This is a genomic window from Idiomarina piscisalsi (genome assembly GCF_002211765.1).
In the GTDB taxonomy this organism is placed as follows: domain Bacteria; phylum Pseudomonadota; class Gammaproteobacteria; order Enterobacterales; family Alteromonadaceae; genus Idiomarina; species Idiomarina piscisalsi_A.
On sequence record NZ_CP022133.1, the window covers coordinates 235,916 to 260,913 of the forward strand.

The following is a 24,998-nucleotide window of genomic DNA, read 5'->3' on the forward strand; positions in this document are numbered from 1 at the left end:
CCAACACGTGGGGCCGCAAAAAAGCCAGGGAGAGAGTCTGGCGTTTAGAAAGTGTATTCCACACCAAAGGATGCTGTTTGAGGCTTATTAGGACGAGCACCATGCGGTGAACGAGCGACAATTTGTTGCTGATCAAACAGGTTTTCGACTTTGAAATAAACCGCCATGTTGTTGTTCATCTCATAACGGCTGACGAAATCAGTGACAAACACAGATTCCGTTCTGTCGAATTGGCTGTCGGTACGGTTACAGCCCGTGCTGACGCACATTTCGTCGGCGTATTTTGCCACAATGTAGTTTATCCAACCGTTTTGGTTGTCTAGTGCAACGCGCATACTGAACGTATTTTGCGGAATGTCTGCCAATTCATCACCGTCAAGGTTATTCAGGTTATCTTCGCTGATTTCACCTTTGGTGTAGGTATAGGTTACATCCACAGGAATCAGGAAGCTTCCTGCTTCAAACGTGTTGCTTGCCTGGAACTCCAGGCCACGAACAACTGATTCGCCTAGTACGTAGTTGCCTGATTCAGCACCGTTGTCGCATGGGTTCGCGATTGAGCATTGTTGTGTTGTGTCGTTAAAGTCGCTGTAGAAGCCAACCGCTTCGACAAACAAAGCGCCTTGGTTGTAACGTACGCCAGCCTCGTAGTTCGTGCTGGTTTCAGGCTCTTGGTTCTCTTTTGCACCGCCACCTAAGGGGGAAAAACCTTTGTGTACGCCTGCCAGAACCTGCCAGTTATCGTTTACATCATAAGTAAATGATGCCCCTGGCAACCACTCGCTGCTGTCATTCGAGCGTGCACTGTCAAGTTCTGAGCGAGCTGTGTCAGCAAATTGATAGCGGTAGGACTCTACGTCTTCATATCTCAGCGCGACGTTGACCATTAACGCATCGCTTACTCGCCACTCGTCAGTTAACCATACGCTCAACGCGTCAGCGCCCTCTAAGCGGTTATTGCTTCCAGTTGGCATGACGGTGTTTTGGAAAACCAAGCTGCCGTTCACTTGATCGTATACAGAAACAGGTTGGAAGCGATCCATCTCGTCACTATGGTCGCGAGCGCCCAGCTCCAACGTATGGTTAGCTAGGGTAAACTGCGCATTGGCCTCGATGCCTTTTGATTCGTACGCGCGGTTGTTGTTTTTGTAGTTCAGACCAGTCTCATCCATGGCGCCGTGCAGTATGGCTAAGGCATCTTCATCGCCATTGTTAGCGGCATTAACATACGCATTACCGCCATCAAGTTTGAACCAGTTACGAGCGAAGTCATTGTAGTAACCAAGGATATTCAGTGTAAGGTTATCTGACGCTTCGAATGCATAATTCAGGCTATAGCCTTTATGTGAATTGTCCATCTGATCGATTTCCGACAATCCATAGCGACGGTTTTCATCTTTTTCGAAGTCTGAATCTGTCAGTCCCAGATAGGTTTCGTTTGAAATCTCTTCGGAGTACTGAACTTTAGCCAACAAGCTTTGACGATCGCCAGTCCATTTTAATTTTGCAACATAGTCTTCAATGTCGAATCCAGCGTCACGGCTGCTGCGGTCGATATCTTTAAAACCGTCGCTGCTGCGTTGAACGGTTTCTAGCAAGAAGCCCCACTGACCTTTTGTGCCGCCAACATGCGCATGAATATCGCGGCTGCTGTTTTCACCGAACTCAGTCAATACTTGACCACCGAACTGCTCCGGAACGGGGGTCGTAACCAGGTTAAGTACACCACCAGTGGTTTGAGGACCATAACGCAATAATGGAGCGCCCTTCAGCACTTCAATAGAAGACATGCGGAAGGTGGTTGGGAAGTAATATGCAGCCGGGTTTGAGTAGGGCGCTGGCGCTACCATAACGCCGTCTTCCAAAAGGGTCACTTTACTGACACGGCCGGCGGTTGCGGCACGGATACCAATGTTTGGGCGGAGGCCCTGGCCGTCTTCTTCACGCACATAGACACCAGGGATGGTTTTCATCAACTGGTTAATGTCGGATGGTACTTCAATTCGCATTTGCTCTTCGTCGATAACGGCGCTTGAGCCTGCAGTGGCTCTGGAGTCAGTTTTTGTACCGATAATTTTGATTTGTTCAATATCATCAGTTCGGTCAATAGCCACTTCTGCAAAGGCCGGAGCAGCGAAGCTTGCAAGAATAGCCGTAGTCAGTAACGTCTTTTTCATGATCTACCCTGTTAATGTTTTTTGAAAGGTTATTTCATTATTGGTTTATCAAATCGCCGCGAATGCTAATATAAATAATAATGATTCGCAACAACAGTTTTTATCTTTAGCAATTCTTTGGTCGGTTTTTTTGTGGTACTTGTCGTTGTCTTAGTCAGAGAGTTTGGTTAAAAGCGCTTGGGCGAGGTAAAGTGTTTACAAAGAGGGGAAACCGTTAAGGCGCTTTAAATGACGAAAATAATAAAACTGACCACGGTGCTAACCGTATTAGCTGGTGTAGTCGGTTGCAGTTCATTAACTAGTGACTCAGAGCAAACCATTCAGTATCAATGCGGGGCGGCCGAAGTTACGCTCAACTTTACTGACGCGGCAGCGACACTTCATTACAAAGGCAGCTCGACACATTTGCAGCAGGTGGTTAGTGCATCGGGCGCACGCTATAACGACGGTGCTGATCCCGTCACCCAATATTGGGGGAAAGGTAATGAAGCGACCATTACCTGGCAGGGACAGGAATTGCCAACCTGTGTGGAAAAAGGCACTTTGCCTAAGCACTTTACAGGCCGTGGCAACGAACCTTTCTGGCAGGTTGCGGTTAATCCGCAACACATGACCATTACGACACCGAATACCGAAGCAATTGTTGATGTCGCGCCGGCCAAAGTCGTTTCTGAGAACCCTTATGAATGGCGCATTGACTCAGCCACAGCAACGCAGTTAGTGGTTATTGATACGTTATGTCGGGACTCGATGAGTGGCAGGCTTTACCCCTACCAAGTCGATTTGCACGAAGACGGTAACGTTTATTCCGGCTGTGGTGGCGACAGTGAATGGTTAGTGCAGGGTGTCGAGTGGCAATTGGTTAAATTTGGCGACCATCCGCTCAATACAAAAACGCCGACACTGAGTTTTCTGGCCGACGGTCAGCTGACTGGATTTAATGGCTGTAATAGGTACTTCGGGCAATACAACTTAGGTGGTGAGCTGGCGCAAATACAGCTTATGGGAAGTACCAAAATGGCGTGTCCAGAAACCGCCAGTCAACTGGAAAGAGAGTTCAGTGACGCTATGCAACGTGTCTATCAAGTATTTATTGATAACAATGAGCGCTTAGTGTTGACCACTCGCGGTAATCGACAACTGATTTTTGTCGAGCAACAGTAGCAATATCCTGATAGGGTTAACGCCTATGCAACTTAAAAAATACACCGATTATGGTCTGCGCGTTTTAATGTATCTTGCGGCCAAAAAAGACGACAATAGAGTCACGATTGATGAACTCAGTGGTATCTTCAATGTGCCCAGAAATCACTTAAATAAAGTGGTGCATCAGTTAGGAAAAGAAGGGTTTATTGACACTCGCCGGGGGAAAAATGGTGGTTTTTTGCTGGCTGTTGACCCTGCCGATGTGCGGTTAGACAAGATCATACGCAGGCTTGAAGGTGACGAGTACTGGATAGATTGTCATAAGCCGGAATGCGCTATATTCCCGGCCTGCGAGCTTAAGAATTTAATCAATGAAGGTAAGGAAACGTTCTACCGGTTTTTATCAGACTATACATTAGCCTCGCTAATGCAGAATGACGCTGATATTCGCCGACTCTGGGGACAGGAAATTCCAATAAACGAAGCACAATAATGAAGGGGAGTTCCATGCTTAAGAAATTGGTAGTAGGCATAGCCGTTGGTTTGGCGGCGACATCAGCTCAGGCAGGAGACTGGCTGCATTGCGGGGACGTATTTGATAGTCAGTCTGGACAGCTTATTGGCGAGCGTTACATTGAAGTTGAAAATGGTGATATTAAGGCGGTCAAAGTGAACTCACCGGGAAGCTCCAGCCAAATAACCGACTTGTCAGACAGTACGTGTTTGCCGGGGTTTATTGACCTCCACGTGCACTTAGACGGTCAGTCCGGTCCAAATTCGTACATCAAGCAATTTACTCAGAACCCGGCGGACTTAGCGTTGATTGCTCAGCACTACGGCATGAAAACGCTGAAAGCGGGATTTACAACGGTTCGTAACCCAGGTGACTCTGACAATGTGACCATTGCTTTGCGGGACGCGATTAACGCCGGCATTACCGCTGGGCCACGCATTTATACCGCAGGCAAGTCTATTGCAACAACGGGTGGGCATGCGGACCCGACAAACGGCTGGAAAGAACAACTGATGGGTCGCCCAACGCCGAAAGATGGCGTTATTAATAGCGCTGAAGATGCTCGTGAAGCGGTTCGTCAACATTACAAAGACGGTGCCGACTTTATTAAAATTACCGCAACAGGTGGTGTATTGAGTATGGCTAGCAGCGGTGACAACCCTCAGTTTACTGACGACGAGTTAGAAGCCTTGGTTGATATTGCTGATGACTACAACTTTCATGTCGCCGCCCATGCGCACGGCAAAGCCGGTATGCTTCGTGCAGTTAAAGCAGGCATTGCGTCGGTTGAGCATGGTACTTATATGGACGACGAAGTGATTGCGGCCATGAAAGAGCATGGTACGTATTTAGTACCGACAATTTTGGCGGGTAAATTTGTTGCTGAAAAAGCTGAAATTGACGGGTACTTCCCGGAGGTGGTAAGACCCAAAGCGCGCGAAATTGGTCCGAAAATTCAGGATACCTTCGCCAAAGCTTATAAAGCGGGTGTGAATGTGGCGTTTGGTACGGATAGCGGCGTATCTGCACATGGTGACAATGCTCTGGAATTCCAGTACATGGTTGAAGCAGGTATGCCTGCAGCTGAAGCGATCCAGGCAGCGACAAGCGTCGCAGCTGATTTTCTGAAGAACGATAAAATTGGCCGTATTGAAGCGAATAAAAAGGCGGATATTGTGGCGGTAAAAGGTAATCCTTTAGAGGATATTACTCTGCTACAAAATGTCAGTTTCGTGATGAAAGACGGAAAAGTGTATAAGCAATAGAGTAACTAAGAGGGGTCAGTCGAAACGTACTGACCCTTCTAGCTTCAAAGACGTGTGGTCGCTACTGCGCACTTCGTACTTAGTTTTATCTTCCTCGCAATTCACCCACAGCTGCACTCTCGCCGGCAAAATAACCGGACGCTTGAAGGTGACGTCTATATAAGTGACAGCCTTTGACTGCTTGCGTTCAAGCTCAGCCTGAGCTCGAGCCATCATGTACATACCATGAATAATCGGTTTCTCGAAACCAAACCAGCGCGACACGAGTGGATGCAGGTGAATGGGGTTAAAGTCGCCCGATATACGGGCGTATCGGCGGCCCATACCGCTGCCTAACTGCCAATGAGCCAAGTTGTCCCAGCCTTCGTCGGGTTCGAAAGGTTTCGGCGTTGCTTTCTTTGTTTGTGCTTTTGCGTTATCCGACTTCATGACTTGATAAACGCTGGTACAGGTCGCTACTTTTTCACCCTCTTGCCAAAACTCGACCGTAAACTGCGGTCTTAACCGGCGTGGAGACACATCAGGTCCGCGCTTAGGTACTTTGACTTTTGACACCAGCTGAAACGACTGGTCAGTTTGAATAACCGCATGGCGCTCTAGTTTGTTGCTGACGTGCACCAAACCCGGTGCAGGCCAAGGGAAGCTGTCGTCGAGCATCTGCGCTAAGTGCGCACGCTGCGCGATGCAATACAGCATGGCAAGCGGGACATCACTCACAAAGCCACCAAAAGCATCATGATACTTTTCAAGTTGCTTATCTGCCGGAGCGGGGATGGAGTAGTGCTTTTTCAGGGTTTCTGAATCAGCCTCAGACTCATCGCTACGCTGTAAGGTAAATAATGACCTGAACAGCATAGTTGGCATGGGGGCTAGTTTTTGCGGATGGTTATCCACACGTTCCATAGTGATAGTGACTCCCTACTGACTTAGGGGTTATTCTCGCACATGTTGCAAAAATTCAACAGTCCGACCACTAAAAAGCCGCTCCGGAGAGCGGCTACTCTAGTTTTCCCGGTGTTACTTGTTGGTTTCTATGTCGTCGTTGAGGTCTTCATCGTGTTTTTCGAGATCCCACGGTAGAACACCCGGACTGTGGTGTCTGAAGTGCAGGTAGTTCTCGAACTGGTTAATGACGTCATTGATAATATCTGACGACTCATACCCGTATAGATCGTACGACTGCCCACCTTGTCTCAGGAACACCTCTGCTCGGTAGTAGGTTTCGCGGTTTTGGTCGTTGCTGAGCACAAACTCCGGCAGTAAGTAGTCGCGCAGACGAATTTCATAAGCAAAATCGAGATCATTTTCTCGTTCAACACTAAGAATGATGCGATTGTGCTCTTCGTCCGTTGTAAATTCGGCAGGCCAGTCCTGACTTTTCAGCTCTTCTTTTACTTTTTTCAAGGACTCCGTCGCCGGTCCGTTAATAAACTCCAATACAGGTTCTTTTTTCGGAAAGTCGACCAGGCCGGCTAAACGTTTTTTCCAATAGTCCGGACCCTCGTTAACACCACGACGGTGATGATGGCGGTGGCTCTTCAGACTGTTGTATTGGTGCCCTTCAATAACCAACGCTCGCCACATTCCGGCTGCCGATATCAAAATAATGACAGCGAACGGTAAGGCACTGGTTATTGCCGCGGTTTGCAGCGCGCCTAAGCCGCCGGCAACAAGCAATACTGCCGCAACAACGCCTTCACTACTTGCCCAGAAAACGCGCTGCCATACAGGTGTTTCCATGCCACCGGATGCTAACGAGTCGATAACCAGTGAACCAGAGTCTGATGATGTCACGAAGAAGGTAATAATTAAGAGCACGGTAACAAAGCTAATAATGCTGGTCAGCGGCAGTTCTTCGTAAAGTTTGAACAAAGCGATGGCCTGGTTATCCTGCACTTCTGAAATGAGTACCGTGTAGCCTTCGTTCATGATCATATTCAACGCGGTATCACCAAATACGGCGAACCAGAAAAACGTGAATATAGTAGGTACGAACATGACACCAAAAACAAACTGGCGAATCGTACGGCCACGACTGATTTTAGCAATGAAGAGCCCAACGAATGGTGCCCAGGCGATGGTCCAGCCAAAGATAAACAGCGTCCAGTTACCAATCCAGTCACTGCGTTCATAGGCTTGCAAATTAAAGGTTCGTTCGACAATACCGCTTAAGTAGGCCCCGGTATTTTGCAGGAAGGTTTCCAGAATGTGGATGGTAGGCCCGGCAATGAACACGAATAATAATAGAAAAAGAACCAGTGTCATGTTCAATAGCGACAGCCGTTTAATCCCTTTATCCATGCCGGCAACCACCGATGCTATTGCGGCAAGAGTAATAACACCTATTGAAATCACTTGCACGGTGGTTCCCACGGGAATGTCTTCCCACAAATAGTTAAGACCAGTGTTTATTTGTATCACCGACAAACCCAGGGTTGTGGCAATACCAAACATGGTGCCTAATACTGCGAAGGTGTCGACAGCGTGTCCTGCCGGACCATTAATTTTCTCGCCAATCAACGGGTACAAGGTTGAGCGCATCGAAAGTGGCAGGCCATGTCGAAATGAGAAATACGCTAAAACTAAGCCGACCAGCCCGTAGATGGCCCAAATGTGAAACCCCCAGTGGAAATAAGCAATTTGCATTGCCTGCTTGGCGGAGCCAACGGTTTCTGCGGCGCCCGCAGGGGGCTCAGCATAGTGCAACACTGGCTCGGCAACGCCGAAGAATAGAAGGGCAATACCGTACCCGGCAGAAAACAACATCGCGAACCAGGACGTAAAGCTGTATTCCGGTTCGCAGTGGTCAGGGCCTAATTTAATGCGGCCCCAGCGGGATATAGCAACCCCCATAATGAAGATAAGAAAGAGGGCAACCGCAAGCATGTAAAACCAACCAAAATTGTCAGTAATACCTGCTAATGTCCAATTAAACAGTTCACCGGCTTTTTCAGGTGCACTTAACGTCCCTATTACCAGTAAAGCAATGACAATAACCGCTGGTAAAAACACCGGAACCAGTATCGCGTTGTGCCACTTACTTTTCTCCGCCGACATAAAAACTCCTGTTTTTATTATGGTTTGTATATATATAGCCTACTTAAATTGTTTTGTAATGGGTCACTTTACATTTCTTTTACTGCTTATTTTGTAGTCTTTACGGTATGATGAATGCCCGTTCATATTTTTCAGTTAGTGGTTATATGAAGGCTCAGAATTCATCAGTTGATTTAGTGAGTTTAACGAATGCACTGCCGGGCGCGGTCTATCAATTAGAGCTAACCGAAAGTGGCGACTGGCACTTTCATTTTGTTAGTGAAGGTATTGAAAGCATTTACGGGTGCACCGTGAGTGACCTTCAGAAAAACACATGTGTCTTGAAAGACATTATTGTCGCTGATGACTATGAAGCGGTAGTCAATAGCTTACTCGAGTCCGCGAAATATCAAATTCCGTGGAACAAAGAGTACCGAGTGGTTCGTAACGGTGAATTGCACTGGGTGTACGGGCACGCAGTGACCGAACGGCAGGCGAATGGCAGTACGCTTTGGAAAGGGCAGTTACTGGATATCACTGAGCGAAAACAGCTGGAATTGACGGTGAAACGTCACCAGCGAAATCTTGAGCTGGCCGAACGAGTGGCAAATTTGGGTCACTGGAAACTGAACTTAAACACTGGCAAGTCAATTTGGTCTGACACGGTTTACGAGCTCTATGGCCTGGAAAAAAACACCACTGACCCCGGTCTTGATATTGTCATGGAAAAAACGCATCCACAGGATCGAAAAGCCGTAACCGACGCTATTGAAGCCGCCAAAAAGTCAGGTGTGCGCGACGTGGAACATCGTATTATTCGCAGTGACGACACCGTTCGTTGGTTGCGGGAATCCGGTATTTATCAGCTTGATGAGAATGGTGATGAAATTATTTTTGGCACGGTTCAGGATATTACCGACTACAAAGAGATGGAGCTGAAGTTGCGCAGCACCGGTGGAGAGGATGAACACACAGGCTTCTATAACCGACGTATGATGTTGCGTGCTCTCCAGCGACGGTTCAGTTTTTATAAAGCCCACCCGGAATACCCTTATTTTTTACTGGCTTTGAAAGTCACTAATGACTCTAAAACGCTCGCTCGAGCGGCAGAAATTGTTCGCGCGAATATCAGAGATTACGACACACCAGGACATTTAGGCAATGGCTTAATTACCGTTTTGCTGTCGACTTTGTCGCGTCCGGAAAATAATAGCAGCCTTCGTCGTGTTATAACGGAACTGAGCGACGCCGGCATTGAAAGCCATTGTATGTTGGAAGAAGCGAAGAATACCGATAGCCGATTCGATGATATCCTGACGCGGGCATTGCCTTGAGAAGGCTCATTGCAGTTTAAGTTTAAAGTGACCAGTCTTGCTGCTTGCCTATTTCATTGGCTGGAATGGCATCTCCAAACGTAATATGCGTGGGGACTTCAATATCGAGAAGATGCTCGCTTAACCAATGCTTCAGATCAGCTTCCGTTATTTTCTCGCTATGGTTTTTCAGAACCACAAACGCTTTTAACCCTTTACCTTCTGCTGGCTTTTTTTGTCTTACGGCAGCTGCACTGACGGCTGGGTGTGACTCGATAAGTGTCATTACTCGCGACGGATAGACATTGGTGCCTTTAATAACAACAGCACTATCAACCCGCTCACTGACAATAAAGCTCTTATCGGATAGCCAGTTGAGCTTATCGGGCAACTCGTAACTTTGTTGTGTGTGTTTTTCCTGCAGGGTGTTTATCGACTCTTGTTGCCAGCGAGGCAGAAGTAGAAAGGGTTGCTCCGGTGAGAAGCGATAACCAATACCGGCAGTCTCAGAGCTGCCATAAATTTCAATAACGCGGGATGCGCCTGCCTCATAAAGCGCATTGATGGTTTCTGCCGGGCACGGGCCCGACGACGTTGTGAAAGTGACTTCGTTGGGTATATGGCTTAGTAGTTTCGTTGCCTGAGTTAAAGCCTCAGGAAAGCCTATAACGAGGTCGCCGGGCTGCAAAGAGCCGCCGGTTACTTGTTGAAAGGCACTGAATCCCCGTATGACGGGAACGTCCAGAATGTCAGGCAGTAATACCGAGAATAACAACCCGTAAATATGATGCGACGGGACCAACGTAATGACGCGCTGAACACTCGTATTTTGGGTGCTTATCAGCTCGGCAAAGTAGTCTGCTTCGCCAGTGAGTTGAGCCCAGGGGTGTCTGCATGGCTTTGGTTGACCTGTGCTGCCGGAGGTTGTGACCGTTATGTTGTTTGATGCAATGTCGCGGGCTTTCTGCACTATTTCCGACCATTCATCGAGCCTGTTCTTGCGCAATAGATAGTCTTCAATACCGCTTTCTTCCATTTGGAAAAACTGTACAACACGACCAGCAATTGCCATCCATTCAAGCGAGTCGATCACGATTTCGTTGCCGGCACTATCGGTTGTTTTACCAGTCGCTTCTCCAGTTGCTTTACTTTGCGGAACCAGTTCGTCGGTAGGCAGCCAGCGACGACGCCGCCACTCGTTACTTTCAGCAGGGCGCAGTCTTGTCAGCTCTTCGGCAATAAGATCACCAATGAGCTGAACAAGTGCTGGCTTTTTTAAGTTGACGCTCACTTTACAGGCGTTTCACAAAGACCCAGTAACTATCACCCGATAAGGCTTTTTTCATATGGACTTTGACTTTGGTGGGCTTCATTTCATAGTCGAAGACGTATTCAAACATGGTATTTAAATCACCATTTTTTACGCCTTCGTCAAAGCGACCCTTAAATTCAGGGCTGTTTGTACAAGGTGCAACGTCTCGGAAAAAGTTTTTACCAACCACTTCGTCAGGGTTACGACCCGTAATATCCCCTTCCGCTGCATTGTATTGAATAATTTTTCCTTGGCCGTCGAGCTGAATAGCACCGAAAGCAATGTCATTGATTTTGCCATCAGACATTTGCGCCAGTTTGTTTTCAATGTCTTCTGAACCGAATTGAACAATTTCCATCGTCGTTTACCTTTTTTGGTCAATGTCCTTCTTTTAGTACCGAACGGTGGAGATTAGATCACACTCCTTAACAAATTCTTTACTGTCATAGTCAAAATAGAGGTCTATACTTATTCTTTTATTAACAACGTCGAGGGGACACAAGGATGCCAAGAACACCCCAATTTCACCGTGAAACTGCCTTAAATAACGCGTTGTATCTTTTTTGGCGACAGGGCTATCACGCCACGTCGATGAAAGACATTGAAGAAGCTATGGATATGCGTCCGGGTAGTATTTATGCGGCGTTTGGTAATAAGGAAGCCTTATTTAAAGAAACGTTGGATGCTTACTTTTCTATGGTTGAGCAAAACTTTCGGGAAACCATCGCCAAGCAACCGTCGGTGCTACAAGGGTTCCGTCAATATTTGAAAGATATTGCAAGCACGAGCGAGAGCTGTGCGCCCACCAAAGCGTGCATGTTGGTCAAAACTTTGTTGGAGTTTACGCCGGAAGATAAAGCCTTTAGTGACCCGGTATATGCATACTTTGATTCAATTGAGACAATGTTTAAAAGCGCGTTGGAAGACGCAAGAAGCCGTGGCGAGCTCAGTAAACAAAGCTCACCCGGGCAGTTGGCTAGACTGATTCAAACCAATGTGATTGGTTTGAGGACAATGGCACGGCGGAGCCTGCCGCAGGCGCAATTGGAAGTGTTGGTCGATGACGTTATCGCCCGCATTATTCCAATGAATTAAACAGTCCTTTGTAGCCCCTGGGATTAAACTGCCAAGTCATTGCCAGAATAATTAAGCCGACCGCAATGTGCAATTGCCAGCCGAATGTATAGTTGCCGGAAACATCACGAAACCAACCGGTAATTAACGGCATAAAGCTGGCAAACATAAAGCCGATGCCTTGCATAAAGGACACCAGGCGCCCTGCCTGAACGGGGTTATCAATATGGTCTAATGCCATAACAATGCACAGTGGGAAAGCACCACCCAAACCAAAACCGCAAAGTGCCGACCATAGCCAGGGCGACACATTTGGAAACCAACTCAGGCCGATAAATCCAACCATTTGTGTGAGTACAGCCAACGCCAACCAAGGGCGGCGATCTTGAGAACGTGATAACGCAGGCAGCACTAACGCCCCAATGACTTGAACGAGAGAGAACAGCGCCAACAGGTTCCCTGACGCTTGGGCCGACCAACCAAACTCTGCGTAAAAGGGCGCTATCCATGCAATAAAGCCCGCATAGCCTGCATTCACCAACGCAAAGTAGGCACCGAGCACCCAGGCTCTTGGCGACTTGTAGGCTCGCAGTAATAAATGCCTGGGTGGAATACTGGCAACGGGTGTCCGATTCATTGGCAAATACCAAATGACCAAAACCAGCGCTGCCAGAAGGCTCCAGCCACCCATTGCCTGATAGCGTTCTGGCAATAAATTAGCGGCCCAGGGCGTGGCAACTGCGCCCAATGCGGCACCACCCATTAAAGCCGCTGACCATAGCCCCGTGACCAATCCAAGACGTTTAAGATACTGCTGCTTTGTCAGCTCAGGAATCACAATGTGCAATAGGGATATGCCGACACCGCCAATCACCGCGCTGGTTATCATACTGGTGCTGGTTGGTTCAAAGAGGCGAGAGACTAAACCAGCGGTTAAAATGAAAAGTCCCAAACCAATGCCATGGCGGTAACCCAAAGCGGTGGTAACACGCCCGGCAAATAGCGCCATAGCACCAATCATTAAAATAGGAATAGTCGTAAGCAGCGATACTTCACTGAATGACAACCCGGTTATGTCGCGTAATTCACCCGTTAATGGACCGATAGACGTAAGTAACGGTCTTAAATTCAGCCCTAATAGCACTAAAACAGTCAAGCTAACGACGAGTCGAATTCCTGAGGGCGCAGGAGTAAACGTTGATCCTTTTGACAAAATAATACCGCTGGTTATTTAAAACCTTACTTTACTGAATTTTCATCGTTGTGTGAAACCGTGTTATTCTTTGGCGCCAACAGTCGCTATCCTTTACTGAAAGAGTACCCGTTATGACCGCATCTACGGCGCCAGGGAATTTATTTATCGTTGCAGCCCCCAGTGGTGCAGGCAAGTCGAGTTTAATAAAAGCTTTGTTGGACAAATACGCAGACAACTCCATGCAGGTGTCTGTTTCATCAACCACGCGCGCTCCCAGACCGGGCGAAGTAGACGGTGTGCACTATCACTTTTTAGACGTGGAAGCATTTGAAAAGCGTATAGCTGCCGGTGAGTTTTACGAATGGGCCAAAGTGTTCGACAACTACTATGGTACGTCACGTAAGGTCGTTGAGTCGCTGTTGGCTGACGGCAAAGATGTCTTTTTGGATATTGACTGGCAAGGCGCTCAGCAAGTGCGTGAGCATCACCCCGAGGTGCGTTCTATCTTTATTGTGCCACCAAGTTTGTCAATTTTAGAGCAACGTCTCAGGGCGCGAGGACAAGATTCAGAAGACGTTATTGCTAAACGCATGGCCAAAGCCCAGGCGGAAATGTCGCATTATCATGAGTTCGATTACCTGTTGGTGAATGACGATTTTAATGATTCGCTGAATGCGCTAGAGCAGATTGTGATGGCACAACGACACAAAATGCCACATCAACAAGTAAGATATTCGCAGGTATTGAAGGAATTACTTGGATCGTCAGGCTGAATTCCGTATAATTCTTAGCCTTTCGAAAAATGTCACTCAAGTTTTAGTGGGAGTAAGTAAACCATGGCTCGCGTAACTGTAGAAGATGCTGTAGACCGTGTAGGTAACCGTTTTGATTTAATCTTGTTAGCGTCACGCCGCGCGCGTCAACTAGCTAATGGTAAAGAGCCACTCGTTGAAACTAAAAACGAAAAACCAACCGTTATTGCGTTGCGTGAAATTGAGCACGGCTTAATTGATGGCGAACGCTTAGACGTAGAAGAGCAAGCGGCTCAGCAAGAGCAAGATGCTGAAGAACTTCGTGCCGTTGATGCACTGCGTGGCATTGAATAATAGAAGTCAGTTCGCCAACGGTATCAATACCGTTGGCAAATCCCTCAAATCCCCTTATTCTGAAAGTATATCTATTATCCAGTCTTAACTGGGGAGTTACTGGTGTACCTATTTGAAGGTTTAAAAGCGCAAATTAGCGAGTATCTGCCGTCTGACCAAGTCGACAGAGTAGCCGAGGCCTTTGTTGTGGCGAATGAAGCTCACAGCACGCAAAAGCGCAGTAGTGGTGAACCTTATATTACCCACCCGGTAGCGGTCGCCAGCTTACTGGCCGATATGCGGCTTGACTGCGAAACTATCATGGCAGCGTTGCTGCATGATGTCATAGAAGACACAGAAACCAGCCAGGAAGACCTCGCCGAGCAGTTTGGCTCAACGGTTGCGACCTTGGTAGAGGGCGTGTCTAAACTCGATAAGCTGCAATTTAACTCAAAAGAAGAAGCGCAAGCGGAAAACTATCGCAAAATGATAATGGCGATGGTGCAGGACATTCGTGTGGTGTTAATAAAATTGGCAGACCGCACACACAATATGCGAACTATTGAGCATCTGCGTCCCGACAAGCGTCGCCGCATTGCCCGGGAAACATTAGAGATTTATGCTCCCTTGGCTCACCGGCTGGGTATTCATGACATAAAGAATGAACTTGAGCATTTAGGCTTTTGGGCACTTTATCCGTGGCGTGCACGGTTACTAGAGTCGGAGGTTAAAAGAGCCCGGGGTAACCGTCGTGAATTTACCGATCGGGTCAAAAGTGAAATAAACTCCCGCCTGGAAGGTAATAACATCAGTGCCCGAGTGCTGGGCCGCGAAAAGCATTTACATAGCATTTATCGGAAAATGCAGACCAAAGAGCTCAAGTTTGAGCAAGTCATGGATATTTATGCGTTCCGTGTCATTGTGGATAGCGTCGACACTTGTTACCGGGTTCTGGGCGCGTTGCATAATCTGTACAAACCAATCGAAACGCGTTTTAAAGACTATATTGCGATTCCTAAATCGAACGGCTATCAGTCGTTGCACACGTCGCTGAAAGGTCCTCATGGGGTGCCAGTGGAAATCCAAATTCGTACGGAAGAAATGGATTTGATGGCTGACCGAGGGGTTGCGGCGCACTGGATGTACAAGAAAACCGATGATTCTGGCACCACCGCTCAGGTGCGTGCTCGTAAATGGATGCAAAGCTTACTTGAACTCCAGCAAAGTGCTGGCAACTCTTTTGAGTTTATTGAAAGCGTTAAGTCAGATTTATTCCCCGAAGAGATTTACGTGTTCAGTCCAGACGGACGAATTACTGAGTTGCCGCAAGGGGCAACCGCGGTTGACTTCGCCTACGCCGTGCATACCGACGTTGGCAACACGTGCATTGGTGCGCGCGTCAATCATCGCACCTATTCACTTAGTAAGCCGCTGGAAACCGGGCAAACCGTAGAAATAAAAACGGCACCGAATTCGCGTCCGAATATTGCTTGGCTGAATTTTGTGGTGACCGGAAAAGCACGGGCAAAAATACGACAGTACCTGAAAAGTCAGGAGGCCGACGAAGCCCAACAGTTGGGTGAGCGCTTACTTCGCTCAGCATTGGGTCCTGTCAGCTACGACGATATTCCCGAATCAGAATTTGATCGTGTGCTAACGGACACCAAAGTCGCTTCGAAAGAAGAATTGTTGAAGCAAATTGGTCTGGGCAACTTAATGTCTATTGCTATAGCGAAACGACTGTTGGGTGAGTTACAGCCAATAAAAGATGAAAACGCTTCAGAAAAGAGCTTGTCTATTAAAGGCGCTGAGGGCTTGTTGGTGAGCTTTGCGAAATGTTGCCGGCCAATTCCGGGCGATGACATCATTGCACACGTGAGTCCCGGTAAAGGCTTGGTCATTCACCGCCGTGAGTGCAAAAACGTGCGTGGTCATGAGGATGATCCGGGGCGTTACTTCCCGGTCGAGTGGGATAACAAGCCAGAAGCGGAATTTATTTCAGAAATTAGAATCGAAATTATTAACCACCAGGGTGTTTTAGCCCGGTTAACCTCTTCAATTGCGACCACCGGTTGTAATATTGACGGACTGAAAACAGAAGAAATTGACGCCAATATTTACTTTATCGATGTCGCACTAACGATAAGAAACCGGAAACATTTAGCGGATGTCATACGCCACATTCGAAAAATGCCGGATGTTCAGCGCGTGACGCGCTTAAGGAAGTAGTATGTCAAAAGTGATTATTTCTACCGATAACGCACCTGCTGCTATTGGCACGTATTCGCAGGCAGTAAAAATTGGCACGACGGTGTATTTGTCAGGGCAAATTCCATTGGTGCCTGAAACCATGGAACTGGTGAGTGAAGATTTTACCGCACAAGCGGAACAAGTTTTTAAAAACCTGACCGCTGTCTGCGAAGCTGCCGGTGGTGAACTGCAGGACATGGTTAAGCTACAAATTTATCTGACCGATTTGGGCGAGTTTGCCATTGTGAACGAAGTCATGGCTAAGTTCTTTAAAGAGCCTTACCCAGCCCGTGCGGCTATTGGCGTAAAGCAATTGCCAAAAGGCGCACAGATTGAGATAGACGGTATTCTCGAGTTGCCGAGCACTAACTAAGCTTCACACCACTGTTTCTGGCGCTGGCTCCCTGTCTTCCAGAGGTCGGCGCCAAATAATAATAGCGATAGCGACCGCCGCCAGAATAAAGCAGTAACCGGTGTGGATACTGACCGACAACGGCGATATTTTAAAGCTGGCCCCCATTAGTAAAGCTTGCGCTCCGTAGGGTAATGCCCCTTGTACCACACAGGCAAAAATATCCAGTAAGCTGGCGCTTTGACGTGGCGCTAAATTGCCAATTTTAGCCAGTCGTTTACTGACTTCCCCGGCTAATAGAATGCTGACTGTATTATTGGCAACACACAGGTTGGTAAGGGCGGTGAGTCCAGCAACGCCAATAGCTGAGGCCCGCTGCTTATGCTTGCTGACTTTGTTTGCGGCGGCTTCGACAAACTGCGCCAGGAAAGCTAACCCGCCCTGCTGGCGAATCAGTGCTGATAACCCGCCAATAAGCAATGACAGCAAGAAAATTTCCTGCATGCTTTCAAAGCCTTTGTAAATGTCCTGACTGAAAGCAACCCATTCGTAGTCGACGGTGAACATACCGAATGCTGCAGCCATAACGATACCCAGGCCAAGAACTGCAAATACGTTCAGACCTAAAACCGCCAGTATAATAATCGCAAAATAAGGAATGGCGAGCCAAAGGTTAGCGTCCGGAACATTCAGAGGGACACCGCTGGTGTCGTAAGTAACTAACCACAAAACAGTGACAATAGCTGCTGGTATCGCAATTTTTAGGTTCGCACGGAACTTGTCACGCATGGTACAACCTTGAGTACGCGTTGCGGCAATGGTGGTGTCAGATATTATCGACAAGTTGTCACCAAACATAGCGCCGCTGACCAGCACACCCGCGAGCAGTGGCAAGCTAATGTCAGTGGCTTCGCCAATACCTAAAACCACCGGCGCTAACGCCGCCAGAGTGCCCATGGATGTCCCCATGGCGGTTGAGATAACCCCTGCAATAATGAACAGACCTGGCAGCAGGAACGCGGCAGGAATAATGCTGAGGCCTAATGCAACCATTGCATCCACACCACCCGTGGCTTCAGCAACTGTACTGAATGCGCCTGCCAGAAGGTAGATAACGCACATGGTAATGATGTTATTGTCACCCACACCGGCGACAAAGGTATTAATTCTTTCTTCAAAGGCCTGCTTGCTGAGCAGTATACCTAATACAATGGCGGGTAATATGGCGACAGGACTTGGTAGTTGATAGAAAGCGTACTCAACACCTTCGTTCTGAAAGTAGAGGCCAGTGCCTAAAAATAAAATCAGGAATAGCGCGAGTGGAAGAAGCGCTTTAGCACTTGCCGGTTGTGGCGACGAATCTGTCATAAACTACCTTTTATTTTTATTTTGGACGTCCAGAAGCTTATCCGTCCATTGGTTTTTGTGCAACATTTTTTCTGCAACACGAAAGTAATGCATTGATTGTGACCACAGTGGTATATTTTTGCAAAAGGAGGCGTTTATGGATCAGTTTTTTGGCAGGGCTTATGTGTTTATTCCTTGCTATTTGGACGGAAAAGCACTAAAAGCGGTTGAAACTGAACAAGGGTCCTATGTCAGTGAAATGGCTGACAGGTTTTCAGAAGAAGTGTCTAACCGCAGCTGGAACCAGTTCGAACGCGGAACACTGGGTCGTTTTTCATTTAACTTTTACGGCGAAAGTGAAAAGGACACGAATTGCGAGCAACTGCCGGGTGACGTTTATTTCACCTTAAACCAGCGTACTCAGTTATGCATTTTAACGATTGTATTTGGTGTTAATGGTGAGCCAATAACTCAGCTGTTAGACAGAGTCTCGCGTGAAGGCATTGAAATAACGAATGGTGATGAGCGTAACGCCAGTTTCTATGAATACTTAAAAGCAAACCATGGATTGCAGGTGTCCGGCAAAGCACGAGTTTGCCTCAGTACAGGTCAAAAGCTGTCAGACATTTTAAAGCCGTCGATATTTGCGAACGAGATGTTTGAGTCCGATGTGATGGAGTCGGCGGGTTTATTGCCGACCTTTGGTCAAGGCTGTTGGCAGGAAAATATAGCGGTGTACAACAGCAGTGAGATATACGCGAGCAAGACAACTGTGCTTCGTTACGACAGTAATCTGGATAATGATGATCCTGAGCTATCGGGCACGTCAGTAAATGCCATTCGGCGTGACTTAATGCTGACCTTTATTATTGAGTTGTTGATGTTCAGAGAAGCGTCTATAAAACGTGCGAACTTGCGAGTAACTCATTCAATACAAACCGATGAGAAACTGGAACTGGACGACATTAATGACTTGATGGGCGATTTTAAAGCGGCCATTTTGTTTTGGGATTTAGATATATTTCTCTATCCATCAGCCCAGCAGTTGGCTGACAGTTTATTCGAAAAGTTCGATATTGATCGTTCGCTGGAAACGTACCGAAAAAACCAGAGCTTTCTCGAACAGCGGGTAAACCTGTCGAATGCTGCGCAGGCAGAAAAAGAAACCCGCACGATAAACTACATTGCTATTATCGTGTTCTTTTTCGAGGCGGTGCCGTTACTATTCGTGTTAGCTGAATCACTTATCCAGAAAAAGCCGCTTAATATGCTAGCGATATATTCCGGGATAGCTGCGATTAGTGTTAGTTTTGTCTTATTTGTAGCGATTTTGGGCATTGTAAGAATGCGTCGGCTCACCAAAAAAGCGGTACGAAGTTAATGCAAGAAAAACAGTTAAGCCCCGGCTTTTTCACCTATGCAGAATTACAGGGAATGGGCTACACCGTTGATGACATTGTTGAAAAAACCGTCGCGCTATCAGCCGATGATATTTCCGGCTATGACTCGCAAGATAACGAGAGTCAGTATTGGTTAAAGCATCGTCGGAACAATATGTCATTGTTTGTTTGTGCTATGCAGGGTGACACTATGTTAGGCCACTTCTCAGCCATGCGCGTAAAAACAGATGAAGCAATGGCGTTTTTAGAGGGGAAGTGCTCTGAGACTGAGTTCAGCGTGGTTTCAGGGCAGGATGCTCAAACAGCACCGCACTATGTTTATATTAGCGCCGTCGTGGTGACGAAGACTTTGCGAAACAGTTCTGTTGCAATGAAACTCATACGCCAGGGGTATCGTCTCTTGAATCAGTATTTAAAGGAAACCCCGCAAGCTAAGGGGATTTTTGCGGAAGCCTACTCGGAAGAAGGGCGAAGACTCTGCGAACTCTTCGGTATGAATAATATCTCGGCAAATTTTTATCGTAAGGATAGGTAATGTTCAGTAAAAAGCTCGATCCGGAGTTAGAGTCACAGCTGTTATCGTTATCGGTCTTGGCCTCGTTGTTCTTCACGGTGTCGGGTATTGTGGTTGGGCTGTTAACCGGTTCGTCAGTAGTGCTTTTTGACGGCTTGTACTCGGGTATCAGCTTATTACTGTCCTATTTGTCGCTCATTGCTGCTAAAAATGTGAACGCCGACGACAGTGTGTCCTTTCCTTATGGCAAAAGCGCTATTGAGCCTTTTTTAGTCGGCGTTAAATACCTCACGTTAATTGTCTTATGTGTGTATTCTGCTTTTGCTGCCGCCTTTGATATTGCCGCTGGCGGCAGTGACGTGAATATCGACGTGGCGTTGGTGTATTCGCTTATCTCCTCGGTTGTCTGTGCGGGTGTTTACTTTTATTTCAAAAAAGCCTCAGCCAATTTGGAGTCAGACTTAGTTCGCTCTGAGTCTTACGAATGGTTTCTGGATACCATTTTGTCTACGGGCATATTTATTGGCTTTGTTGGTGCGCTAATACTCATGCGCGTTTCGATGGAAGAGTGGGTGCCCTATATTGACCCGGTATTGGTGTTGGTAGCGTCACTTGCGTTTATTGCTACTCCGCTGAAAGGGCTAATCCAAAGTGCCAAAGAACTCATTGGTTTTCAGCCGAAAGGAAAACTTGTCAAGCAGTTAAACCGAATTGTGGAAGAGGTTGAAAAAGAGAATAACTTCGACTCGAGTGTGGTTCGTATCCAAAAAGTTGGCCGTACCGTATTTCTGGAAATTGATTTTATTGTTAGACCCGACGACTTTTCTGTCACGGTGTTACGCCAGGATGCCATTCGCGAAAAAATACACAGTCAAATTGTAAAACTGGGGTACCGCTGGTGGCTGACAGTTGCCTTTACCAAAGACGAGAAATGGGTGGCTTAACTGATGGCGAGGCGGCACCACTGACTGGCATCGATGTATAATTGACCAACATTAGTCCCGTTCATTTTTTGTTTTAACGGATGCTTTTCCAGTTTGTCCCACTTACCGCGTTCATACAGCTCGGTCATTTCCAGTAAAAAGCCCCAGGCACCCTCACGTTTTAATAGGGCGCGTTCGATGTCTTTCGACACAGGAAGCTGCTTTAATATGTCTTCCATAGAGACACCTAAAATAACATCCAGTAATGACAGCATGCCCGTTAAAAACGCAGCAGAATGGTACTTCTCGCTAAGAATTTCAGCACTAATAAGCTCCATAAACCGTGCACGGGTAATTGACTTTATGGTCAGCTCTTCGGGCTCGCCTGCAGACACATTGGCCAAAACCACCAGTGTGATGAAACGCTTTATCTCATTGGTGCCTAAATAGGCCAACGCGTGCTGTATAGTTTCTATTCGTTTGCGGCCACCGTGCAAGGCACTGTTGACCAGCTTTAGCAAACTGTAGGTGAGTGATAAGTCTTGCTCGATAATCTGCCGCAACGCCTTTAAATCAATATCGTCTTTGTGGGTCTCTTTCAGCAGTGTCAGCATGCTGAGTCGGTTGGGAGACAGTGACTTTCGTTGAAGTACTTGCGGTTGCTCAAAGAAGAATCCCTGAAAGTAGTCAAAACCGAGCTCCAGACAGCGTTCAAACTCTTCTCTGGTTTCGACGCGCTCCGCAAGTAACGGAACGCCTTGCTCTTTGAAGTATTTTATCTTGTCATCCAGAGCCAGCCCCTGCTCCTGAATATCAATTTTGACCATATTGATCATGGGAATGACGGGCTCCCACTGATTATCGAAGTCGTGATCATCAAGGGCGATGCGATAACCTTTTGATTTGGCGGAGTTGCAGGCTTTTAATAAGGGCTCGTCGACACCAACGGTTTCAAGCAACTCCACCCAGACCGTTCGGGCATTAAGAAAAGACGGGAAGTCATTCAACAACGTTTGCGCATGAAAATTAATAAACGCCTGCTTGCCCATACACAAGGTTTGAATGTCACCCAGTAAGTGCTGTTCGAGCAAAAGCTTTGATGTGGCTTCGTTGGGATCAATATTCGGGAAGCTGTTTGCTTCACTGTCGCGAAACAATAATTCGTACCCGTAAACTCTTTGGTCGCGGGTAAGAATCGGTTGTCTGGCGATGTACGAATATGACATTCAATGTCCTGTTTTGTGTCGTTGTTTTCGGTTAGGACTGATTCACTGACTCGGGTATACTGCTAATAATTAGTTCTTTTTTCGAAAAAATGCAATGAGTCCCGAACGCTATTTAAGAATTAACCAAATGCTTGATAAACGCCAGCCTGACTTAACGGTAATTATGGAGAATGTTCATAAGAACCATAATTTGTCAGCGGTCGTGCGCTCTGCCGACGCAGTGGGTGTACATGAAATGCATGCGGTATGGCTGACTAAAAAGGCAAGACTATCGGGTGGCACTGCACTAGGCAGTCAAAACTGGGTGAAAATTCATAATCACCGGTCTATGGATGACGCTATAAGCACTGTGCGTGAGCAGGGAATGCAGATTGTGGTGACGCACTTATCAGAGCATTCAGTCGACTTCAGAGACATTGATTACACAAAACCAACGGCTATTCTACTTGGGCAGGAAAAGTACGGGGTGACTGAGCAGGCGTTGGCGCAAGCTGACCATCATGTGATGATACCCATGGTGGGAATGGTGCAGTCGTTGAATGTGTCAGTGGCAGGAGCGGTAATGTTTTATGAAGCACAGCGTCAGCGTGAACTGGCCGGTATGTATCAGTCGCCTCAAATGAGTGCGCAAGAGCGTCACCGAGTGCTTTTTGAGGGTGGCCACCCCATTTATGCGAAAGCGTGTAAACGCAAAGGCATAGCTTATCCTGAGCTCGATGAAAGCGGTCAAATTATGGCGGATGAGACTTGGTGGCAAAGCATGCGGGAAAAACGTTAAGGGGGCATTGTGCCGGAAAACGGGCTGCACCGAATTCCATTAACGGTGCTAAAAGGCGTTGGAGACAAAGTAGCGGTTAAGCTGAAAAAGCTTGGGCTTGAGTCTGTCAGTGACGCGTTATTGCACCTGCCGCTTCGTTACGAAGATCGCACCCGTATTGAATCGGTCGCTCAGCTGCGCCAAGGCATGTCGACGAATGTGTTGGTCACTGTCAGGCATGCTGATATTAAATATGGTCGTCGGCGTATGTTGATCTGTCAGGCGTCGGACGACACCGGCAGCATCTCGTTGCGGTTCTTTCAATTCAGTGCCGCTCAGTTGAAGCAGTTTGCCGCCGGGACAAAGATTCTGGCATTCGGTGAAGTGCGGCGCGGTATGACTGGATGGGAGATGATTCACCCGGAATACAAAGTGATGCGGGGGGACGACGCTGTGCCCACCGAAGATACGCTGACACCGGTATACCCTATGACTGAAGGGGTCACTCAAGGGCTACTAAGAAAGGTCATAGAGCAAGCACTGAGTTACTTAACCCCGGGAGCCTTACCTGAGTTACTCCCCAATGCGTTGCAGCCACATCATTTATCATTGGAACAGGCTATTTTAACGCTTCATAAGCCTCCGAAAGACGTGTCTCTGCAAGCGCTTGAACAAGGTGAACACCCTGCCCAGCAGCGGCTGGCCATGGAAGAGCTTATTGCTCACCAATTAAGTATGCTGCAACTGCGACACTCGAAACAGCAGCAAGCCGGCTTTAAAGTGGCGGGTTCAGGGCGTTTAACTCAGCCCTTTTTAAGCCAGCTTCCGTTTTCTCCGACTAATGCACAACAGCGTGTAGTGGATGAAATTACCGGTGATATGGCTCAGGGCGCCCCTATGATGCGGCTTGTGCAGGGCGATGTCGGCTCAGGTAAAACACTGGTGGCTGCGCTGAGCGCCTTAGCGCCTATTGAGGCAGGATATCAGGTTGCGCTAATGGCCCCCACCGAACTGCTGTCCGAGCAACACGCCATTACGTTCGAGCAGTGGTTAAGCCCGCTGGGCGTTAATGTTGCCTGGTTAAGCGGTAAGTCGAAAGGCAAATGTCGTACCGAGCTACTCGACCAATTAAAGGCCGGCGATATTCATCTGTTAGTGGGTACTCACGCGCTTTTCCAAAATGACGTTGAATATCAGAACCTGGCGTTAGTTATTATTGATGAACAGCACCGTTTTGGGGTACATCAACGGTTACAATTGCGGGAGAAAGGTATTCAGGCGGGTGTGCATCCGCACCAATTAATTATGACGGCAACGCCAATACCCCGAACATTAGCCATGACGGCTTATGCGGACTTGGCCACGTCCATTATCGACGAATTGCCGCCGGGGCGAACCCCGGTGACAACGGTGGCGGTGCCGGATACACGACGACAGGACGTAGTCGAGCGCGTGCGGGACGTGTGTCAAAGCGAAGGCCGGCAAGCGTATTGGGTGTGTACGCTTATTGAAGAGTCTGATGTATTGGAATGCCAGGCAGCGGAGGACACCGCTAACGATCTTCAAGAGCAATTGCCGGGGTTAAATATCGGATTAGTGCATGGCCGCCTCAAGCATGAACAGAAAGAACAGGTTATGCAGGCATTTAAGGCGGGTGACGTTGATCTTTTGGTGGCAACAACGGTTATTGAAGTCGGAGTGGATGTCCCCAATGCGTCGTTGATGATCATTGAAAACCCGGAGCGCCTTGGTTTAGCGCAGTTGCATCAGTTGCGGGGGCGTGTTGGTAGAGGTTCGGTGGCCAGCCACTGTGTACTGCTTTATCACAGCCCGCTGTCGCAAACGGCCCAGCAGCGGCTGGGCGTCTTGCGTGAAAGTAACGACGGCTTTGTGATTGCCCAGAAGGATTTAGAAATTCGTGGACCGGGTGAATTGCTTGGTCATCGACAGACCGGTTTGGCGGCATTGAAAGTGGCGGACTTAGAGCGTGACGAGCCGCTTATTCCGGAAGCTCAGCGAATTGCTGAAATTGTATTGAAAGAGTATCCGCAAAGCGCAAATGCGCTGATTGAGCGGTGGTTACCAAGGCGTGACCACTATGCTCAAGTGTGA

22 protein-coding genes are annotated in these 24,998 nt (G+C 47.7%); 14 read left to right on the forward strand and 8 right to left on the reverse strand.

All coding sequences use genetic code 11. The features are described 5' to 3' along the window. Positions 1-44: 44 nt before the first annotated feature. Positions 45-2,177 (reverse strand): TonB-dependent receptor family protein, encoded by a 2,133-nt coding sequence (locus CEW91_RS01105; RefSeq protein WP_088767295.1) that lies wholly within the window; start codon positions 2,175-2,177, stop codon positions 45-47. A gap of 228 nt (positions 2,178-2,405) precedes the next feature. Here CEW91_RS01105 and CEW91_RS01110 point away from each other — a divergent pair, with 228 nt between their 5' ends. From CEW91_RS01110 to CEW91_RS01120, 3 genes are read left to right on the forward strand one after another with little or no spacing between them, the layout of a single operon-like run. Next, a complete protein-coding gene (locus CEW91_RS01110) occupies positions 2,406-3,341 on the forward strand; it encodes an META domain-containing protein (protein ID WP_088767296.1) in 936 nt (311 codons plus the stop codon). A gap of 25 nt (positions 3,342-3,366) precedes the next feature. Next, positions 3,367-3,816, forward strand: a complete 450-nt coding sequence (locus CEW91_RS01115; protein ID WP_088767297.1) for an RrF2 family transcriptional regulator — start codon at positions 3,367-3,369, stop codon at positions 3,814-3,816. A gap of 14 nt (positions 3,817-3,830) precedes the next feature. Then, the gene (locus CEW91_RS01120) at positions 3,831-5,102 is read left to right on the forward strand and encodes a metal-dependent hydrolase family protein (protein ID WP_088767298.1); all 1,272 of its coding nucleotides are present in this window, start codon (positions 3,831-3,833) and stop codon (positions 5,100-5,102) included. 15 nt (positions 5,103-5,117) lie between these two features. Here CEW91_RS01120 and CEW91_RS01125 read toward each other — a convergent pair whose 3' ends face one another. Together CEW91_RS01125 and CEW91_RS01130 are read right to left on the reverse strand one after the other, a co-directional pair. Further along, a complete protein-coding gene (locus CEW91_RS01125; protein ID WP_088767299.1) occupies positions 5,118-6,005 on the reverse strand; it encodes a MaoC family dehydratase in 888 nt (295 codons plus the stop codon). 114 nt (positions 6,006-6,119) lie between these two features. Further along, positions 6,120-8,159, reverse strand: coding sequence for a BCCT family transporter (locus CEW91_RS01130; protein ID WP_088767300.1), 2,040 nt, complete (start codon positions 8,157-8,159; stop codon positions 6,120-6,122). A gap of 146 nt (positions 8,160-8,305) precedes the next feature. Here CEW91_RS01130 and CEW91_RS01135 point away from each other — a divergent pair, with 146 nt between their 5' ends. Then, positions 8,306-9,472, forward strand: coding sequence for a PAS domain-containing protein (locus CEW91_RS01135; RefSeq protein ID WP_232506998.1), 1,167 nt, complete (start codon positions 8,306-8,308; stop codon positions 9,470-9,472). A gap of 22 nt (positions 9,473-9,494) precedes the next feature. Here CEW91_RS01135 and CEW91_RS01140 read toward each other — a convergent pair whose 3' ends face one another. Beyond that, positions 9,495-10,742, reverse strand: a complete 1,248-nt coding sequence (locus tag CEW91_RS01140) for an AMP-binding enzyme (RefSeq protein WP_088767302.1) — start codon at positions 10,740-10,742, stop codon at positions 9,495-9,497. A 1-nt stretch (position 10,743) separates the two neighbouring features. Continuing rightward, positions 10,744-11,121, reverse strand: a complete 378-nt coding sequence (pyp, locus tag CEW91_RS01145; protein WP_088767303.1) for a photoactive yellow protein — start codon at positions 11,119-11,121, stop codon at positions 10,744-10,746. Between the two features lie 146 nt (positions 11,122-11,267). On the opposite strand from pyp, the gene CEW91_RS01150 reads away from it, so the two are divergent. Beyond that, positions 11,268-11,858 carry a TetR/AcrR family transcriptional regulator gene (locus CEW91_RS01150; protein ID WP_088767304.1) on the forward strand — a complete coding sequence of 197 codons (591 nt, stop codon included), beginning with the start codon at positions 11,268-11,270 and terminating at the stop codon, positions 11,856-11,858. Here the strand turns inward: CEW91_RS01150 and CEW91_RS01155 are convergent. Further along, positions 11,842-12,993: a cyanate transporter gene (locus CEW91_RS01155; protein WP_232506999.1), complete on the reverse strand. Its 1,152-nt coding sequence runs from the start codon at positions 12,991-12,993 to the stop codon at positions 11,842-11,844. The genes CEW91_RS01150 and CEW91_RS01155 overlap by 17 nt on opposite strands. Before the next feature lie 170 nt (positions 12,994-13,163). Between CEW91_RS01155 and gmk the strand changes: the two genes are divergently transcribed. The 4 genes from gmk to CEW91_RS01175 all read left to right on the forward strand — a co-directional run bounded on the left by gmk (position 13,164) and on the right by CEW91_RS01175 (position 16,740). After that, the gene (gmk, locus tag CEW91_RS01160; RefSeq protein ID WP_088767305.1) at positions 13,164-13,805 is read left to right on the forward strand and encodes a guanylate kinase; all 642 of its coding nucleotides are present in this window, start codon (positions 13,164-13,166) and stop codon (positions 13,803-13,805) included. Between the two features lie 63 nt (positions 13,806-13,868). Next, a complete protein-coding gene (gene rpoZ, locus CEW91_RS01165; RefSeq protein ID WP_088767306.1) occupies positions 13,869-14,138 on the forward strand; it encodes a DNA-directed RNA polymerase subunit omega in 270 nt (89 codons plus the stop codon). Between the two features lie 102 nt (positions 14,139-14,240). Then, positions 14,241-16,346 (forward strand): bifunctional GTP diphosphokinase/guanosine-3',5'-bis pyrophosphate 3'-pyrophosphohydrolase, encoded by a 2,106-nt coding sequence (spoT, locus tag CEW91_RS01170; RefSeq protein WP_088767307.1) that lies wholly within the window; start codon positions 14,241-14,243, stop codon positions 16,344-16,346. Between the two features lies 1 nt (position 16,347). Continuing rightward, positions 16,348-16,740, forward strand: coding sequence for a RidA family protein (locus CEW91_RS01175; protein ID WP_053953304.1), 393 nt, complete (start codon positions 16,348-16,350; stop codon positions 16,738-16,740). Between the two features lie 3 nt (positions 16,741-16,743). Here CEW91_RS01175 and CEW91_RS01180 read toward each other — a convergent pair whose 3' ends face one another. Next, a complete protein-coding gene (locus CEW91_RS01180) occupies positions 16,744-18,087 on the reverse strand; it encodes a Na+/H+ antiporter NhaC family protein (RefSeq protein ID WP_088767308.1) in 1,344 nt (447 codons plus the stop codon). 136 nt (positions 18,088-18,223) lie between these two features. On the opposite strand from CEW91_RS01180, the gene CEW91_RS01185 reads away from it, so the two are divergent. The 3 genes from CEW91_RS01185 to CEW91_RS01195 are packed head-to-tail and all read left to right on the forward strand — an operon-like array spanning position 18,224 to position 20,924. Then, positions 18,224-19,447 carry a hypothetical protein gene (locus tag CEW91_RS01185; RefSeq protein WP_088767309.1) on the forward strand — a complete coding sequence of 408 codons (1,224 nt, stop codon included), beginning with the start codon at positions 18,224-18,226 and terminating at the stop codon, positions 19,445-19,447. After that, positions 19,447-20,001: a hypothetical protein gene (locus CEW91_RS01190; protein WP_088767310.1), complete on the forward strand. Its 555-nt coding sequence runs from the start codon at positions 19,447-19,449 to the stop codon at positions 19,999-20,001. The genes CEW91_RS01185 and CEW91_RS01190 overlap by 1 nt, the downstream gene beginning before the upstream one ends. Further along, on the forward strand, positions 20,001-20,924 hold the full coding sequence (locus CEW91_RS01195; RefSeq protein WP_088767311.1) for a cation diffusion facilitator family transporter: 924 nt from the start codon (positions 20,001-20,003) through the stop codon (positions 20,922-20,924). Before CEW91_RS01190 ends, CEW91_RS01195 begins: the two co-directional genes overlap by 1 nt. On the opposite strand, the gene CEW91_RS01200 is transcribed toward CEW91_RS01195, so the two are convergent. After that, entirely contained in the window at positions 20,921-22,129 is a 1,209-nt protein-coding gene (locus CEW91_RS01200; protein ID WP_088767312.1) for an EAL and HDOD domain-containing protein, read from the reverse strand. The two genes, CEW91_RS01195 and CEW91_RS01200, sit on opposite strands and share 4 nt — an antisense overlap. Before the next feature lie 94 nt (positions 22,130-22,223). Here CEW91_RS01200 and trmH point away from each other — a divergent pair, with 94 nt between their 5' ends. Both trmH and recG read left to right on the forward strand, forming a co-directional pair. Continuing rightward, positions 22,224-22,907 carry a tRNA (guanosine(18)-2'-O)-methyltransferase TrmH gene (gene trmH / locus CEW91_RS01205; RefSeq protein WP_088767313.1) on the forward strand — a complete coding sequence of 228 codons (684 nt, stop codon included), beginning with the start codon at positions 22,224-22,226 and terminating at the stop codon, positions 22,905-22,907. A 9-nt stretch (positions 22,908-22,916) separates the two neighbouring features. Beyond that, the gene (recG, locus tag CEW91_RS01210) at positions 22,917-24,998 is read left to right on the forward strand and encodes an ATP-dependent DNA helicase RecG (protein ID WP_088767314.1); all 2,082 of its coding nucleotides are present in this window, start codon (positions 22,917-22,919) and stop codon (positions 24,996-24,998) included.

Bases quoted from the DNA above. Each gene is read 5' to 3' on its own strand.
- CEW91_RS01105 (WP_088767295.1), bottom strand. From the start codon at position 2,177: ATGAAAAAGACGTTACTGACTACGGCTATTCTTGCAAGCTTCGCTGCT.
- CEW91_RS01110 (WP_088767296.1), top strand. From the start codon at position 2,406: ATGACGAAAATAATAAAACTGACCACGGTGCTAACCGTATTAGCTGGT.
- CEW91_RS01115 (WP_088767297.1), top strand. From the start codon at position 3,367: ATGCAACTTAAAAAATACACCGATTATGGTCTGCGCGTTTTAATGTAT.
- CEW91_RS01120 (WP_088767298.1), top strand. From the start codon at position 3,831: ATGCTTAAGAAATTGGTAGTAGGCATAGCCGTTGGTTTGGCGGCGACA.
- CEW91_RS01125 (WP_088767299.1), bottom strand. From the start codon at position 6,005: ATGGAACGTGTGGATAACCATCCGCAAAAACTAGCCCCCATGCCAACT.
- CEW91_RS01130 (WP_088767300.1), bottom strand. From the start codon at position 8,159: ATGTCGGCGGAGAAAAGTAAGTGGCACAACGCGATACTGGTTCCGGTG.
- CEW91_RS01135 (WP_232506998.1), top strand. From the start codon at position 8,306: ATGAAGGCTCAGAATTCATCAGTTGATTTAGTGAGTTTAACGAATGCA.
- pyp (WP_088767303.1), bottom strand. From the start codon at position 11,121: ATGGAAATTGTTCAATTCGGTTCAGAAGACATTGAAAACAAACTGGCG.
- CEW91_RS01150 (WP_088767304.1), top strand. From the start codon at position 11,268: ATGCCAAGAACACCCCAATTTCACCGTGAAACTGCCTTAAATAACGCG.
- gmk (WP_088767305.1), top strand. From the start codon at position 13,164: ATGACCGCATCTACGGCGCCAGGGAATTTATTTATCGTTGCAGCCCCC.
- rpoZ (WP_088767306.1), top strand. From the start codon at position 13,869: ATGGCTCGCGTAACTGTAGAAGATGCTGTAGACCGTGTAGGTAACCGT.
- CEW91_RS01175 (WP_053953304.1), top strand. From the start codon at position 16,348: ATGTCAAAAGTGATTATTTCTACCGATAACGCACCTGCTGCTATTGGC.
- CEW91_RS01180 (WP_088767308.1), bottom strand. From the start codon at position 18,087: ATGACAGATTCGTCGCCACAACCGGCAAGTGCTAAAGCGCTTCTTCCA.
- CEW91_RS01185 (WP_088767309.1), top strand. From the start codon at position 18,224: ATGGATCAGTTTTTTGGCAGGGCTTATGTGTTTATTCCTTGCTATTTG.
- CEW91_RS01190 (WP_088767310.1), top strand. From the start codon at position 19,447: ATGCAAGAAAAACAGTTAAGCCCCGGCTTTTTCACCTATGCAGAATTA.
- CEW91_RS01195 (WP_088767311.1), top strand. From the start codon at position 20,001: ATGTTCAGTAAAAAGCTCGATCCGGAGTTAGAGTCACAGCTGTTATCG.
- CEW91_RS01200 (WP_088767312.1), bottom strand. From the start codon at position 22,129: ATGTCATATTCGTACATCGCCAGACAACCGATTCTTACCCGCGACCAA.
- trmH (WP_088767313.1), top strand. From the start codon at position 22,224: ATGAGTCCCGAACGCTATTTAAGAATTAACCAAATGCTTGATAAACGC.